The 15,178-nt window shown below is 41.4% G+C and carries 11 protein-coding genes; 5 read left to right on the top strand and 6 right to left on the bottom strand.

Annotated features, from left to right (window positions below):
* Nucleotides 1–158 precede the first annotated feature (158 nt).
* From HWQ36_RS13570 to HWQ36_RS13560, 3 genes are all read left to right on the top strand, one after another.
* Nucleotides 159–386, top strand: a complete 228-nt coding sequence (locus HWQ36_RS13570; protein ID WP_366828974.1) for a hypothetical protein — start codon at nt 159–161, stop codon at nt 384–386.
* 75 nt (nt 387–461) lie between these two features.
* Entirely contained in the window at nt 462–1,088 is a 627-nt protein-coding gene (locus HWQ36_RS13565) for a type I restriction endonuclease (RefSeq protein ID WP_292703304.1), read from the top strand.
* Nucleotides 1,089–1,092: 4 nt separating this feature from the next.
* Complete coding sequence (locus HWQ36_RS13560; protein WP_292703301.1) at nt 1,093–2,301, top strand: cysteine desulfurase family protein; 1,209 nt, start codon at nt 1,093–1,095, stop codon at nt 2,299–2,301.
* Here HWQ36_RS13560 and HWQ36_RS13555 read toward each other — a convergent pair.
* The 4 genes from HWQ36_RS13555 to HWQ36_RS13540 form a co-directional block, all read right to left on the bottom strand.
* Nucleotides 2,249–3,205, bottom strand: a complete 957-nt coding sequence (locus tag HWQ36_RS13555; RefSeq protein ID WP_292703299.1) for an aldo/keto reductase — start codon at nt 3,203–3,205, stop codon at nt 2,249–2,251. The two genes, HWQ36_RS13560 and HWQ36_RS13555, sit on opposite strands and share 53 nt — an antisense overlap.
* Before the next feature lie 438 nt (nt 3,206–3,643).
* A complete protein-coding gene (locus tag HWQ36_RS13550; protein WP_292703296.1) occupies nt 3,644–4,693 on the bottom strand; it encodes a Type 1 glutamine amidotransferase-like domain-containing protein in 1,050 nt (349 codons plus the stop codon).
* 394 nt (nt 4,694–5,087) lie between these two features.
* Complete coding sequence (locus HWQ36_RS13545; RefSeq protein ID WP_292703293.1) at nt 5,088–6,905, bottom strand: vanadium-dependent haloperoxidase; 1,818 nt, start codon at nt 6,903–6,905, stop codon at nt 5,088–5,090.
* 570 nt (nt 6,906–7,475) lie between these two features.
* On the bottom strand, nt 7,476–8,711 hold the full coding sequence (locus HWQ36_RS13540) for a transporter substrate-binding domain-containing protein (RefSeq protein WP_292703317.1): 1,236 nt from the start codon (nt 8,709–8,711) through the stop codon (nt 7,476–7,478).
* 468 nt (nt 8,712–9,179) lie between these two features.
* On the opposite strand from HWQ36_RS13540, the gene HWQ36_RS13535 reads away from it, so the two are divergent.
* Together HWQ36_RS13535 and HWQ36_RS13530 are read left to right on the top strand one after the other, a co-directional pair.
* Nucleotides 9,180–11,465, top strand: coding sequence for an ATP-binding protein (locus HWQ36_RS13535; RefSeq protein ID WP_292703290.1), 2,286 nt, complete (start codon nt 9,180–9,182; stop codon nt 11,463–11,465).
* 316 nt (nt 11,466–11,781) lie between these two features.
* Complete coding sequence (locus tag HWQ36_RS13530; RefSeq protein ID WP_292703287.1) at nt 11,782–13,089, top strand: glutamate-5-semialdehyde dehydrogenase; 1,308 nt, start codon at nt 11,782–11,784, stop codon at nt 13,087–13,089.
* Nucleotides 13,090–13,352: 263 nt separating this feature from the next.
* Here HWQ36_RS13530 and HWQ36_RS34375 read toward each other — a convergent pair whose 3' ends face one another.
* Nucleotides 13,353–13,706: an element excision factor XisI family protein gene (locus tag HWQ36_RS34375; protein WP_366828971.1), complete on the bottom strand. Its 354-nt coding sequence runs from the start codon at nt 13,704–13,706 to the stop codon at nt 13,353–13,355.
* Nucleotides 13,707–13,725: 19 nt separating this feature from the next.
* Nucleotides 13,726–15,141, bottom strand: a complete 1,416-nt coding sequence (locus tag HWQ36_RS13515; RefSeq protein ID WP_292703284.1) for an isochorismate synthase — start codon at nt 15,139–15,141, stop codon at nt 13,726–13,728.
* Nucleotides 15,142–15,178 lie beyond the last annotated feature (37 nt).

Genomic DNA, 15,178 nt, shown 5'->3' with positions numbered 1-15,178 from the left:
GAATTAAATCTTACCCTACCTCGGATGGTGTCACTTTGTTTCCAACAAAGATTGCTGATCAGGCAAGTCCTCTTGTCAATAGGCTTTGAGACGCGCTAACCCTGCTTCAAAATCAGCTATGGTTACTAATAATTGAATCTAAAAGGTCTAGTTTTTCCTTGGCAAAGGCGATTCCTCAAGCACTGACTTGTATGCTGGCAAATCCTCACCCTGAAAATTCTGCATATTCCTTAGTAATGAATGGAGAAGATTTCCAATTTATCAAGTTGATAAAACAAGATCAACCAATGTATGCTTTATCTGATAGATTCACTTTATATAGACGCAAAAATGAATTATATAAAGTTTTGAATATATTAAAAAAAATAGGTCAAGTTTTAAGTTAATTATCTTTGATATTCCTATCTAGGTTAATCCTAGAAAACTGTTATAATATTTAAGCTGCATCTTTAAAATGAATTATGGTTCAATTTATCCAAGCACAAAATGTCGGGCTTGCTTATTTGGAAGAAAGATTTAGTCTACAACTAGCCGAAGATGATGCGTTCTTCACAGAATGGTTTGAAAATTTACCGGAAATTACAGATTTAGAAAAGCAAGATTTAGACAGAATAAAACTTCACTTTCTCCGTTTAGTCAAGCATCCTCCTTTGTCAGAAGAAACGGTAAAATTAGTAGTTTTATCTCCTTTACTCAATTTAGCTGGATTTTATGATGAGCCTTTTTATATAAGAGGCGAGCAATCAATAGAAATTTCTGCGGAAGATGAAGGAGAAATTATTAGAGGTAGAATTGATGTTTTAATTATTCAAGAACAATTTTGGTTGTTAGTAATTGAATCTAAAAGGTCTAGCTTTTCTCTTTTAGAAGCTGTACCTCAAGCACTTGTTTATATGCTGGCTAATCCTAGTGAAGACAAACCTGCTTTTGGATTAGTAACAAATGGTAGTGATTTTATTTTTCTGAAACTTACCAAAGAAAATCAGCCAAAGTATGCAATGTCTGACCAATTTACACTTTTGAAACGAGAAAGTGAACTGTATCAGGTTCTAAGTGTATTAAAAAATTTGAGTCAAAGTTTGAGTTAATAATATGTCTATTCGCCCTATATACCTTGATTGTCACGCCACTACACCCGTAGATGAACGGGTATTAGCAGCAATGATCCCTTACTTCACAGAACACTTTGGCAACCCATCTAGTATTGGTCATGTTTATGGGTGGGAAGCAGAAGCTGCTGTGAAACAAACAAGAGAGATTTTAGCAGCAGCAATCAACGCTACTCCTGAAGAAATTGTTTTTACGAGTGGTGCAACAGAAGCTAATAATTTAGCTATTAAAGGTGTTGCCGAAGCTTATTTTAAAAAAGGTCAGCATATTATTACTGTCGCCACTGAACATAATGCAGTTCTTGACCCTTGTAATTATTTAAAAACTCTCGGTTTTGAAATTACTATCCTATCAGTTAAAAAAGATGGACTGATTGATTTAACTGAGTTAAAAAATGCTTTCCGTCCTGAGACAATTTTGGTTTCGGTGATGGCTGCAAATAACGAAATTGGTGTGTTACAGCCTTTGGCTGAAATTGGGGAAATGTGCCATGAACACAACATCATTTTCCACACCGATGCAGCCCAAGCTATTGGTAAAATTCCCCTAGATGTGCAAGCGATGCAAATTGACTTGATGTCGCTCACAGCACACAAAGTATATGGCCCAAAGGGCATTGGGGCGCTGTACGTCCGCAGGCGCAACCCCAGAGTACAACTGGCTCCCCAGCAACACGGCGGCGGACATGAACGGGGGATGCGTTCTGGGACATTGTATACACCGCAAATTGTCGGCTTTGGGAAAGCTGTAGAAATCGCTTTGGCAGAACAAGCGACAGAAACCCAACGTCTCACCCAGTTAAGACAAAGCTTGTGGGAACAGCTTTCCCAACTTGAAAGAATTCATCTCAACGGACACCCTAAAGAGCGATTGGCGGGAAACTTAAATATCAGTGTTGAGGGAGTGGATGGAGCCGCACTTTTGCTAGGCTTGCAGCCAGTAATGGCGGTTTCTTCGGGATCTGCTTGCTCTTCGGCAAATACTTCACCCTCCAGTGTTCTGACAGCACTGGGACACCCCCAACAGCTAGCTTATGCCTCAGTGCGGTTTGGTATTGGACGGTTTAATACCCAAGAAGAGATTGATATTGTAGCGAAACATGCGATCGCTACTATTCAAAGTTTACGCCAGCCTGCTTTTATGGATTCTCGCCAAGGAAAGCCCCAATTTGATCTAGCTCCTGCTGATTGAGGCGAAATTCTCCAGCAGCGATGATTCCTTCCACCTGCTTAGGATTGCGTGCGCCAACGATCGCAGCCGTCACCGCCGGATTGTTTAAAGTCCAAGCGATCGCCACCTCACCGGGGGAGCGATCGTATTGCTCACCAATCTCCTGCAACACCTCCACTAGCTTCAGGTTACGAGATAGACGTGGTTCCTGAAACTCATCACTCTTCTTGCGCCAATCATCATCTGGTAAATTGGCAACCCGCTCAGATGTCATCTTTCCTGTAAGCAAGCCAGATTGCATCGGTGAATACACAATTACACCAATGTTGTTTTCCTTACAAAAAGGTAAAATCTCGTTTTCGACATCGCGCTTAACCAGTGAATAAGGTGGTTGCAATGAAGTAACTGGTGCAATCTCCTGGACACGTTTCAACTGTTCTACATTGAAATTTGAAACCCCGATATAGCGAACCTTACCTTCATCCTTGAGCTTGGCGAGAGTCGTCCAGCCTTCTTCGATATCTGAGTTAGGGTTAGGCCAGTGGATTTGATAGAGATCAATGGTTTCAATGTCCAGTCGGCGCAGGCTGGCTTCAACCTCCCGCCGCACAGAATCCGCCTTCAAGCTGCGACCAATTACGCCCTTTTCATCCCAAATCATTGAGCATTTAGTAAAAATGTAAGGGCGACTAGATCGACCTTTGAGCGCTTTAGCAACAACTTCCTCAGAATGCCCCAAACCATAGATAGCTGCGGTGTCAATCCAATTAACGCCGAGATCGAGAGCGCGAGCGATCGCTTCAATAGATTCTTGATCGTCCTGCGCTCCCCAACCAAAAGCCCAGCCACCACCACCAATCGCCCAAGCACCAAAGCCAATTGGGGTAATACGAAGCTCCGAATTACCAAGCTGTTTGGTTTGCATATCTACTTTCTCCAAGATTTTTGAGTCAATTGTTAGTTTACGCTGCAAATATTTTCTCAACCGCTATCTGCGGTGTGAATTACTACTGCTGGAAATACCACAGCCAATGACCGCTTAAGTAGGATTACTAAATCATAAATGTTGTGTTTATAACACTACATCTACACTAGATTTGCTCAAATACAAAAGCCCTGCTGCCACTTTTGAAGAAGTTAACAGCAGGGTGAATAGTAAATTTATCAAGTGGTTTAGGTTCTCTGATTCAGAACTCTGATCCAAATTTTGATGAAAATGGTGTGCTTCCTTGGTAGGGGAATTGGGAATTGGGCACTTGTACTGAGCGAAGTCGAAGTATTGGGCATTGAAAAGAGGCACAGAGGAAAACTCCTCTCCCTTGCTCCCTGCTCCCTTGCTTCTTCCCCATTCCCCATGCCCAACTCAATAAGGATTTGAATCAATCCGTCCCCTTTTGACACTCCTGAGATAGTACCCAGAGGTTGGTCTGTTTCTTAAGTTAAAGGTGTCACCACTGCGAACTTTCCAAATTTTGTAATTAGAAAAGGTCAAAGGCGTTCGGGGTTCGCATACTTCTGGCGTATGATTACCAAGTACAAAGTACGCCGCACCCCTACCCAAAACTTTCACCAAGCCGTTTTTATCCACAAGAACCGATGTACTTTCACTAACCGCGATGCCTAAAACACTGCTAGATACACCGTCCTTAATTTGACGGGCAATGAAAGCCATAATTCGACCCATTCTTTCCCGCCTGTCGAAGTGTGTATCTACGATAGTTCCCTTCAAATTACTCCAATTGAAAAAGTTGTAAGTAAAAGTGATATCCCGGTAAGGATCTTCTAGTGCGTCTCTAGTTTCAATCCCTTTTTCAGAAGAAGCACAAGCATCATACACACAATCACTTTGGATCATCGCACCCGCACTAGTGCCACCAACACCGCCTCCCTTAAGGTAAACTGACTTAACAGCAGCTTCAAGCTTGGTATCTTTCCAGTTGCGGATGTATTGACATTGGTCGCCGCCAGCAAAGAAAACTACATCAGCGCTTTTGACTTTTTCAAAAATCTCAGCTTTGTTTGCTTCTTGCCTATTGTTCACTAAAAGAGTTTCCACGTATTTTACGCCCTTCATGGCATAAATTAGCCGATTGTAATCATGATTACCATTAGTGCGGAGAACTACGACATTAACCTTGGTAGTGGAGTTGCTACCTCCTCTAACTTGGTTAATCATCCACTGGATAGCATCATCGACATCGGGGCCACCCCCACCCAAACTCAGGACGGGGCCCGCTAAGGAAGGACGGACATCTAAGGAGGGTAAGCGGGAGGGGCGAACATCAACAGTGTCACCCAAGAAGTAGCGTTTCCAGTTTTCGATAAAACGGGTTATTAGGAAGGTTCCCATCTTCAACAACTTGATTCCTGTACTTTTCAAGCGCCTTGCTATGCTTGGGAATGCCTTTGTCATACTAAGCTTCTAGAGCAAACTGCAATTATTGCTAGGCTGTTACGCACTTTAATTGCTTATTTATTCGTGAAATTCGTTCTTTGTCATTAGTCATTTATCAGTTGTCCTTTGTCAATAACTAATGACAAATGACAGTTTTAACGAAAAAATGTGCAATTAAAGTGCGTACTAGCTTAACTCTGGCACTAGAGAGGGTAGAATTTCCAGCGTACAGGGCTTGTACTGTTTTTTAACGCCATAACCTAGAGTAATCATTGATTCTCTATCCTAAGTAAGTCATTGCGTATTAAATTTAACATCTGTGTTGACACTCTCAGGTTTGAAGACGCTGAGATTCTACATTCACCCTGTTGCAACTTCATACAGCGCTTTTGAAATCACAAAATTTGACGGTTTAAACTGTGACTTTTGAACCGTCAAATTTTGTGAAGGTGAAGCCATTAAATATTTCGTTGTAACCCAGTCTCTCATCCCTGAGAAGGCTAATAGCAACCTCTTCTCCCAAAGCCAAAGCAGCTGAACCATCCGAGCGCCAATGGATACCACCGTGACCGCGACCAATAGCATAGTTAGTTGCTAGTTTATTCAACTCTCCACCCACAGTTAGTGGTGGCCCACTGTAAGGAATTACTTTTGTGGGATCATTGGGATCGGGCACTACTGGATCGGGGATAACAAAGTTTTCATCAAAAAATGCTTTCAACAGTGTGACATTAACGCCAGCATTGGCAGCCGCACCACCCGTATATGAGGAATGGGTTGGCGATCCTTCTGGATATGCTTGGGGCAATAGATAAGTGCCGAAGGTGCTAAAGGTCTGCGCCAAAGCTTTGGAATTAAAGACCTCAGAATTAATCGGATATTGAGTTTTATTGACAATGTTGTTGTAAACTAGCCCACCATAAGCTTCTGGGCGCAGAATGCGGTGTACATAATACTTCTGCCAGTATGACGCTCTAATCACACGCGAGCTACCCAAATTAAGCAAGGCTTGTAAATGTCCCACTGCAAACGTTGCATTAGAACCAATTTGGGTATTCGATCTGACGTAGGGATTGCCCGGATTTAAAGGTATACCGATGCTACCAAGAATCAAGGAGGCTCCAAGGTATGTAGGGCCGCCAATATGGGCATACTCACCTAAATCCCGAACTGTAGCTATGTAACGGTTTTTGGGGTCGTATTTAATAGACTTCCCGGAACTACCTCCATTCTGAATAGTCAACCATTCCTGGAAATCGAGTAGAAAATCATTACCAGGAAGAGCAGTACGAATCAGTGGCGAAACAGACTGAGTTCCCCAAGGAATAGTCCGCAACAAAAATTGTGAGATGTAAGGGCCATCTAGTACCCCTGGCGGAATAACATATTTTGTAGTTATACCTGAAGTGTAAATATTGACGTAATTGACGCTACCACGAAATAGAGTCTGAGGGGTGACACGGCCATTTTGTTTTGGTCCTCGGAAGGCCGAAAGGTTGTTGAGGTCTTCAACGGCTGCTAAGACTTTTGGGTTGTCAGTATTGTTTTGGAGCTTGGAAAGAGGTACATCTCGGAGTAAAGCTTGCCAGTAGAGTTCAACTGCTTCAGCAGCGCGTTCTGCACTAGCTAGAGCCGGTGGTGGTGGCACTGCTATCTGCGCTGCATTGATTCCTTCTAGACTAATTGCCAGGGGACCTTGAGGATTAACCAGCTTTCTGCCGCCACCCAAGATGATATTTTCATAATCATTCGGATTTTGGGTTGTCAGTGCTTTGGTCAAAGAATTGTAAGCTTCCAACTTAACTTCGCCAAGCCCATTATGTGGTAATCCCCTACTGTCAGAGCCGATTTTGTTGGCATAACGCTCCTCATCGCCATTAGTCGGATGCGGCGGAATGGGAATACTCCGTTCAACTCTGGCTGCTTCAACGCGGACTCGATAGGCTTTATCAACAAACCTGTTGTAGTCGAATGGTCGATTATACCGCCTGTTAATATCTTGAGCTTGTACAACATCTCCTCCTTTCTTTGAGGAGAAAGGTGAACCGAAAACTCCTGCAACAACGCTAGCAGCACTAAATAAACCAGCGCGACCGAGAAATGAGCGTCTGCTGGTGTGACTACCAAGAAAACGTTTGCTATTTACACGGGGTTGTTTCAGTTTCTCTATTTCGCTATTAGCCTGAGTATCTTGCTCGGAACCTTGATGAGAATTAGGATCTACTTGCATGAGATGTTCTCCACTGGCAAAAAATAACGCAAAAATATAGTCATGAATGAATACATGAGCATCTGAAAGCTAGAACAACTAGCCACACATAAGACACCTAACTCCAGAGAAGTAGGGCAATTTCACCAGATTTGGGATGAAATCTGTGGTTACTCTACTGGAAGGTAACTTGCATAGAAGATGATTCTCCTGAAAGTCATATAGACATTCAGTCCTGGTATGATGCCTTCATCAGATGGCTGTTATACTTCTGTACTTGTAATCAGTCTGATAGCATCTTTCCGGGGTTAAAGCACAGCTAAAACCACCGCTTACTTTTAGTCAAACCACAAAAGTACTATAAATTTATCGACTTACAGTATTTTATAGATACTAAATCAGACTTTCTCACAATCGGTAATGAAAATCAAGAGTTTTTACAAGAAATTTAGCAATACGCTTCTCTTCTTTACCTCTTATACTTCGCGCTCTTTGCGTCCTTTGCGGTTCATTCTCTTAATTCTCAGAATTAATGGGACAGACTAGTAGATTGGGTTGAGGAACGAAACCCAACATTTCGGGGGCAGAACTCTAATTTTTCGGCAAAATTTCAGAATTTTTAGCATCGAACCACTTATCATATAGCGATTGATAAGTGCCATTTTCTTTAAGATTCAGCAGAGCCTGATTAATTGGTTTGCGGTAGGGACTGTTATTAGGCAGAATGATTCCGTAGCTTTCTTCACGCAAGATACTGCCAACAATCTCTACTTTCCCTTTGCCTTCATTGGCAGCATAAAAGAGGAGTACAGGTGCATCAAACACCACGGCATCGGCTTTTTTTGTTTGCAGAGCATTGTAAGCTTCCTCAATTTTGGGGACTTCTAAAACTGAAATATGATGTTCTTGTAAGTATCTCGCTGCTGTGCTACCCGCAGTTGTAGCAACTATCTTGCCGGGTAAATCGTCTATACTCCTGATATCGCCCTGAAGTTGCTGCACTGTTAATGAAGTAGTCGCACTGGCTGTAAAGTAGGCAACAAAAAGGACTCCGATGAACATCCAGACTATAGCTATTAAACGTCCCAGCACTCCCTTGGGCATTTCATCGGCTTGAGTCGCTAATGTGGCTGCTGCCCACCAACAAGCTTTAAAAATGCCTGGAAAGTATGATTGAGAAATCATCCCTTCTTTGTGATTGCGCTCAGATAACCAAATAATGTGGGCTGCTACGACAATTAGCGCTAGGGCAACGCCTATTACCTGCAAGAGGCTAGTAGAGAAAAACAATTGCAAAATATTTGGAAAAGCACTGTTTTTACTCTCTAGGTTGCGTACCATAATTTGCAGTCCACCAGTAAAAATGGGTAATGAGAAATCAAAATTTTGCTCGCGTTCGGCTGTAATTGAGATAGCTGCAATTCCCAAGTTGGCTTTGTTGTCCTTAATAGCAGAAATCAGTTGCGGCACACTGGAATATTCAATAAATTTAGACTCTACACCTATTTGGGTAGCGATGCTGCGCCAGAGGTCGATACTGAATCCCGATAGCTCACCTTTGTTTGATAGCACAAAGGGCGGTATAACTCGTGTAGCTACTAATAATGGTTGTTGAGGTTTTGGGGATTGTTGGGGTTCCGGTTTTTGGGCCAGTCCTGGCGATGCGATTAACAACAATGCCAAAATTGCACTTACTAATCCTATGCAGGTATACAGCGCTATGGAACGCCTAGTTTTATTTTTGCGGTTATGTCTGTCAAAATAACCAATCGGGATTTTTCTTCCAGCTATAAGTTGGCGAAATTTAGTAGCGATCGCATTTATCATCATAATTATCTTGAGGTTGTATACAAGGCATATTTATCATGCCTACCCCAGATCAAATATCACATTCATCATCCCCCTAAAACAGATTTTTTAGGTTTAGGGGGATGAATATGGCTAATGTTAATCAGCAGCCAAGTTTGACCAATTTTGACCTGTTGTTGTTGATACTGCTGCTGTAACCATCAGGCCCTCCTTAAGCTATAAAAAAATTTACTTAAATCTACCTATTATGTTTCTAGCTGTACAGCACTCTAGATAGATTTTTTTATTAACCCTTTATTGTAACATAGTATCTAGAGGATGAGATAACTGCATTGTATTTTATTCATTTTGTAGAACTCGCGTTGGCAAGACAAACCTCTATCTTTTGAGCAATAGTTTTGAGTTCAGCTTTGAGCGTACAGTTGGAATTGTACTTGCTTGATCTTCCTCTCACGTGCGCTTTTTAGCCTTAGTAAAGTGAGCAATATGAATGTAGACGATTTTAGTCAGCAAATAGAGATATTGCGCTCACGGGTGACGAAATTATTGCAAAGTACAGCAAGTGAGCGGTATTCGCAAGAAGAGCTAACAACAGAAGCTTTTGAAGAACTTCAAATCGCTTTAGAAGAACTGAAAATCGCCTCTGAGGAACTACAAGCAACACGAATCGCAGTCGAGAAGGAGCGTCAGCGCTACCAAGAATTATTTGATTTTGCGCCTGATGGTTACTTGGTAACTGATACTTATGGCACTATCCTTGAAGCTAACCAGGCGACTACTATCTTACTTAATATCTCACAGCGATTTTTGATTCGGAAACCGTTGGTTAGTTTTATCGGACAGTCAGATCGTCAAGCTTTTTTTAATTACCTAAGTCAGTTGCAGCATCTCGACCGGGGCGGAGAATGGGAAGTGTGTTTGCAACCACGGGAAAAAGTTTGTTTTGATGTTGCTTTGACAGTCGTTACCGTCCGTAATCAGGTGGGTAAGCGAGTTGCTCTACGCTGGCTAATGCGTGATATTAGCAAGCGTAGGCGTTTAGAGTCGGAGCGTAAGCAGTTATTTGCCAGTGAGCAAGCTGCCCGGATTGCAGCCGAAACCGCAGAAAGGCGCTCTAATTTTTTGGCTGAAGCAAGTCGTGTACTAGCATCTTCCTTAGACTACCGCAGTACCCTAACGAGCGTCGCCCAATTAGCAGTGCCTACCCTCGCAGATTGGTGTATTGTAGATGTCGTTGAAAATAATTCGGCAGCTTTCAGTAACCCAGTCATCGCTGCATCTGAACCGCAGAAAGAAGCACTAGTCCGAGAACTCCGACAACGCTATCCAATTTCGATTGATGCAGATTATGGACTACCGAAGGTTTTACGGACTGGTAAGCCAGAACTGGTTACAAACATTCTGGAATCTTCATTACAAAGAAAAGCATGGAACGAGGAATACCTTAATTTACTGCAAGTTAAGTCTTATATGGTTGTGCCATTGCTGGTGCGTCAACGCAAGCTAGGAACAATTGTATTTGTCTCTGCACAATTAGGGCGCTATTACACTATTGTAGACCTAGCAATGGCTGAAGAACTTGCCCAACGCGCAGCGTCCGCCATTGAAAATGCACAGCTTTATCAGCAAGCTCAGGAAGCTAACCGAATTAAGGATGAATTTTTAGCAATTGTTTCTCACGAACTTCGTACACCTCTCAACTCGATGCTGGGCTGGGTTCAAATAATCCGTCATCGAAAATTGGATGAGGCAATTACTTCTAGGGCGCTGGCGACAATCGAGCGAAATGCAAAACTTCAGAGCAAACTGATTGAAGATATCCTCGATATTTCACGCATTGTACAAGGTAAAATCCGCCTAAATATCCGTAAAGTTGACTTTGTAAATGTAATTAAGGCGGCGATTGAGGGTATATATCCCACATCTGAGATTAAAGATATTCAAGTTGAGTCTAAGCTTGACTGGTCAGTAGGTGAGGTTATGGGTGATGCAGAACGCCTCCAACAAGTAGTTTGGAATTTGCTCTCTAACGCCGTTAAGTTCACACCTAGCGGAGGCCGAGTTGAAGTGTGTCTGAAGCAGGTAAACTCAAATGCTCAGATTTCTGTCTCCGACACAGGTAAGGGAATTAGTGCTGACTTTCTACCTTATATATTTGAGCGCTTCCGTCAAGCTGATAGCACAACTACTAGAGTAGAAGGTGGTTTGGGGCTAGGACTGGCAATTGTACGCCACTTAGTAGAAATGCACTCTGGCAGAGTTTATGCAGTGAGTGAAGGGGAAGGACGGGGAGCAACATTTACAGTCCTGTTACCTCTAATAAAACCGCAACCAGAGCAGCTAATTAAAGAGAGGCAAGTAAAAGTCAATAACCTCTTAGCGCTTGGTGGCTTGCAAATACTTCTTGTAGATGATAATACCGATACTCGTGAGTTAATTGCTTTTGTTCTTGAAGAGTCAGGAGCGCAGGTGACATCGGTTAGCTCAGTAGGTGAAGCCCTAGAAGCGCTAATTCGATTAAGACCAAATATTTTAGTCAGTGATATTGGAATGCCAGATGAGGATGGTTATTCGCTGATTCGCCAAGTTCGCGAGCAGGAAGCCCTTCGTGGTGAGAAGATTCTGGCTGTAGCACTGACGGCTTATGCTAGAGATGAAGAACGCAAGCTGGCTCTGGAAGCTGGATTTGAAGTTCATCTATCTAAGCCAATCGAGCCAGATAAGTTGGTGAAAGTAGTGGCGAATCTAGTCAAAAGTAGCCAACAGTTTTAAATTGCAGTATAAATTGTCTACTGAAGTAAAAGACCAGAGAAACATAAATGTCTCTCTAGCCTATGGTACGCATAAATCATTTTTAAGGCTTTCAAATAATGCCTGTAATAATACTTAAGATATTTATATAGCCGCAAAGTTGTTACTTTTGCTGTCTCTGTGTTTCATATTTACAGAATAAGTTTTTTGAACCAGGTTTTGCTTCACCCGATCAGAGTAATTATTGATTACCCAAATGGTTCACCCGATTGGGGGAAGACGATAAGCAACGATTAACTCAGATTGATAAGATGAAGAAAAAGTAAAGATTTGTGCTATGACTATTTTTGATATTGGTTCTCCCCTAATTGCGATCGCTCAAAAAACTCGCAAAGCTGCAAGTAAGCTGGCGATTCTCTCCACTGAGGCAAAAAATCAAGCCCTTGTTGCGATCGCGCAAGCTTTAGAATCAGCTAAAGATGAAATTTTACAAGCAAATATTGCTGATTGTGAAGCTGCTAATGCTGAAGGAATTCCCAAACCGCTTTATAAGCGCTTGCAATTGGATGAACATAAATTAAGAGATGCGATCACTGGGGTACAAGATGTAGGTAAGCTAGACGATCCAATTGGTAAAGTCCAAATTCACCGCGAACTTGATACTGGCTTAATTCTCAGACGAATTACTTGTCCTTTAGGTGTTTTGGGGATTATTTTTGAAGCCCGTCCAGAGGCGGCGATTCAAATTGCTTCCTTAGCGATAAAATCGGGTAATGGTGTGATTCTCAAATGTGGAAAGGAAGCGGTGCGTTCTTGTGAAGCAATAGTTAAGGCAATTAAACAAGGATTATCACATACTGCTGTGAACCCAGATGCGGTACAGTTGCTGACAACTAGAGAAGAAACTCTAGAACTTTTGAAATTAGATAAATATGTGGATTTAATTATTCCCAGAGGTTCTAATTCCTTTGTCAGATTTGTACAGGAAAATACGCGGATTCCAGTACTGGGTCACGCCGACGGGATTTGTCATCTTTATATAGATAAAGCTGCTGATATTTCTAAAGCAGTTCCGATTACAGTCGATGCCAAAGCTCAATATCCTGCTGTTTGTAATGCCATTGAAACTTTGCTAGTTCACCAATCAATTGCTACAGAATTTTTACCAAAAGTTGCTGAGGCTTTGCAAGAACGCCACGTAGAATTAAGGGGTGATAAACGCACCTTGGAGATTTTGCCTAACATTGTAACTGCAACAGAGATAGACTGGGAAACAGAATACAGCGATTATATTTTGTCGATAAAGATTGTAGACTCTATAGAAGATGCGATCGCTCATATTAACGAATACGGTTCTCGTCATACTGACGCGATTATTTCTGAAGATTCAGCATCTGTTGAAAATTTCTTTGGACTGGTAAATTCAGCTAATATATTCCACAATTGTTCTACCCGCTTTGCCGATGGTTTCCGTTATGGTTTTGGTGCAGAAGTAGGGATTAGTACACAACAAATGCCTCCCCGTGGCCCCGTTGGTTTAGAAGGATTGGTGACATACAAGTATCAAATGACTGGTGATGGTCATATTGTAGCTAGTTACACCGGGGCGAATGCTAAAGCTTTTACTCATCAGGATTTAGTGTAAAACATCATCAAAAGTATATGCTCTAGTAATGCTAGAAATACACCGATTTATCCGGTGTGTTTTTTATGTTAATAGTTTATTTGAGTTATCAAAAGTTTTAATTGGGCCATGCCATCGATGATCATTTAAGAAAACCTCGTTAAAAGCTCCATTAGTGTATTGACTAATTACCTTGCTCCAAAAAGCTTGTGCGCCTAAGTTTAAAGCAGTCTGCCGTACTTCCCAACTGCCGGGAAACTGGAAATCTCTTTAAACTAATGCTTTCAGTAATGCTTGAAGCTTAAGTTGCACCTTTGCAAACTCCTTGTGAGGATCAGATCCAGCCACGATACCATCACCAGCATACAATCTCGCGCGATCGCCAGATTTAAAATTGATGTAACAGCAAAATCAGTATACTTTCTTACTTCGGTCGGTTGAAAGGCTAGAACGATACGATCTTTAGGAATGCCGACACTGACGAATTCGTTAGCAATACCATCTTCAGTACCATCTCTTTGAATCCAAATTTTATCGTTGATAATATCAATTAAGATAAATGGATCATTGGTAATATGCCAACTCTCTTTTTCAAGGGCGTTTCTAACAGAATCGTGGTAAATATCTTTAGCTGGCATACTAGATTAGTAATTAACTTTAAACTAATGCTTTGAGTAACGCCTGAAGCTTAAGTTGTACCTCTGCAAACTCCTTGTGAGGATCAGATCCCGCAACGATACCAGCACCAGCATACAATCTCGCGCGATCGCCATCAATCAATGCTGAACGAATTCCTACAATAAACTCGCAGTTCCCCTCAGAATCTATCCAACCCAAAGGCGCAGCATACAAACCTCTCTCAAAGCTTTCATAACGCCGAATTTCGGCACAGGCTACATCTCTTGCTGCACCAGCAACGGCTGGTGTAGGATGCAATTGTCCCACAATCTTTAATGGGTGGATGTTCGCTGGAACTATAGCACTTATTGGTGTCCATAAATGCTGGATGTTCGATAATTGTCGTAGCCGTGGTGCTAATATTTGTGGTGACAAATCTAGTTGGCGTAGGCGTTGTGTAATAAAATCAAGTACTAGCGAATGTTCGTGTTTTTCTTTTTCACTATTTAGTAAGCGATTGGCATTAGCTGCATCTTCAGCAGGGGTTTTACCTCGTGGTGCAGAACCAGCTAAAGCATCCGTAATTAACTGTTGATTATTAATACTAATTAATCGTTCTGGACTTGCACCAATAAAGTTTTGTCCTTTGCCATTACTTGTAGAAAAAATATAACAATTAGGATGTATTTGTCTAAGATTATTTAAGGATTTAACTAAGTCAAAATGGCTGCTTGATTTGACATCTAATATATCGGCTAGGACAATCTTCCTTAAATGACTAGACCTAATCTTTTCCAAAACAGATACTACTGAACGTTTAAACTGAGTAGCATTAGTGACAGATTTCTTGTAAAAGTTTGCCGGAAAACAATCAATATTAGCAGAGTAATATTCTAAAGATTGGATAAATTCAATCTTATTTTGCAGATTCTCCAACAATTTTTGAATATTTGCATTTTCATTGATAATTATATTTGTTACTAATATACAACGCTGATTTTTTACAGCTACTTGCCAACGTGGAAGAAAAATGGTGGCGGATGGAAATGGATAATCTATTTGGGCATTTTTATCAAAAAAGCTGAAATAAGAAAAAAAGTGAGGACCAGAAAATGGCTGATTAGCGTTACTAAAATTAATTATATTTTTAAGACAAGATTTGATAAAATATTCAGCTTGAGTAAAACGTTCTGCACCATCAATCTGTAATTTTGCTACAGAATCAATTGCTGCGATCGCTTCTCCTTTAGCTCTGTCCTCAAAGTAAAAATTTATTTCATTTGCTTGTGTAAGTTGATCCAATACAAGTAAAGGATCAACTAAATCGATCTCTTGAGAGATGCTGACAATTTGCTTGTCATTATTTTGGAGGCACTTTTCTTGGACTGATAGCAGAAATTGATATAAATCTTTGCGCTCTACAAACAAGTTGCTACGACAAGGTGAAACTGTCATGGATCTATAGTAAATTTTTTTTAAGTTAACTTCCTAA

Source organism: Nostoc sp. NMS2 (assembly GCF_017115105.1).
In the GTDB taxonomy this organism is placed as follows: Bacteria; Cyanobacteriota; Cyanobacteriia; order Cyanobacteriales; family Nostocaceae; genus Nostoc.
This window is presented reverse-complemented; position numbering and strand designations above follow the sequence as displayed.

What these genes read in the sequence shown, in the direction of transcription:
- HWQ36_RS13565 (WP_292703304.1), top strand. Translation starts at nt 462, where the DNA reads ATGGTTCAATTTATCCAAGCACAAAATGTCGGGCTTGCTTATTTGGAA.
- HWQ36_RS13560 (WP_292703301.1), top strand. Translation starts at nt 1,093, where the DNA reads ATGTCTATTCGCCCTATATACCTTGATTGTCACGCCACTACACCCGTA.
- HWQ36_RS13555 (WP_292703299.1), bottom strand. Translation starts at nt 3,205, where the DNA reads ATGCAAACCAAACAGCTTGGTAATTCGGAGCTTCGTATTACCCCAATT.
- HWQ36_RS13550 (WP_292703296.1), bottom strand. Translation starts at nt 4,693, where the DNA reads ATGACAAAGGCATTCCCAAGCATAGCAAGGCGCTTGAAAAGTACAGGA.
- HWQ36_RS13545 (WP_292703293.1), bottom strand. Translation starts at nt 6,905, where the DNA reads ATGCAAGTAGATCCTAATTCTCATCAAGGTTCCGAGCAAGATACTCAG.
- HWQ36_RS13540 (WP_292703317.1), bottom strand. Translation starts at nt 8,711, where the DNA reads ATGATAAATGCGATCGCTACTAAATTTCGCCAACTTATAGCTGGAAGA.
- HWQ36_RS13535 (WP_292703290.1), top strand. Translation starts at nt 9,180, where the DNA reads ATGAATGTAGACGATTTTAGTCAGCAAATAGAGATATTGCGCTCACGG.
- HWQ36_RS13530 (WP_292703287.1), top strand. Translation starts at nt 11,782, where the DNA reads ATGACTATTTTTGATATTGGTTCTCCCCTAATTGCGATCGCTCAAAAA.
- HWQ36_RS34375 (WP_366828971.1), bottom strand. Translation starts at nt 13,706, where the DNA reads ATGCCAGCTAAAGATATTTACCACGATTCTGTTAGAAACGCCCTTGAA.
- HWQ36_RS13515 (WP_292703284.1), bottom strand. Translation starts at nt 15,141, where the DNA reads ATGACAGTTTCACCTTGTCGTAGCAACTTGTTTGTAGAGCGCAAAGAT.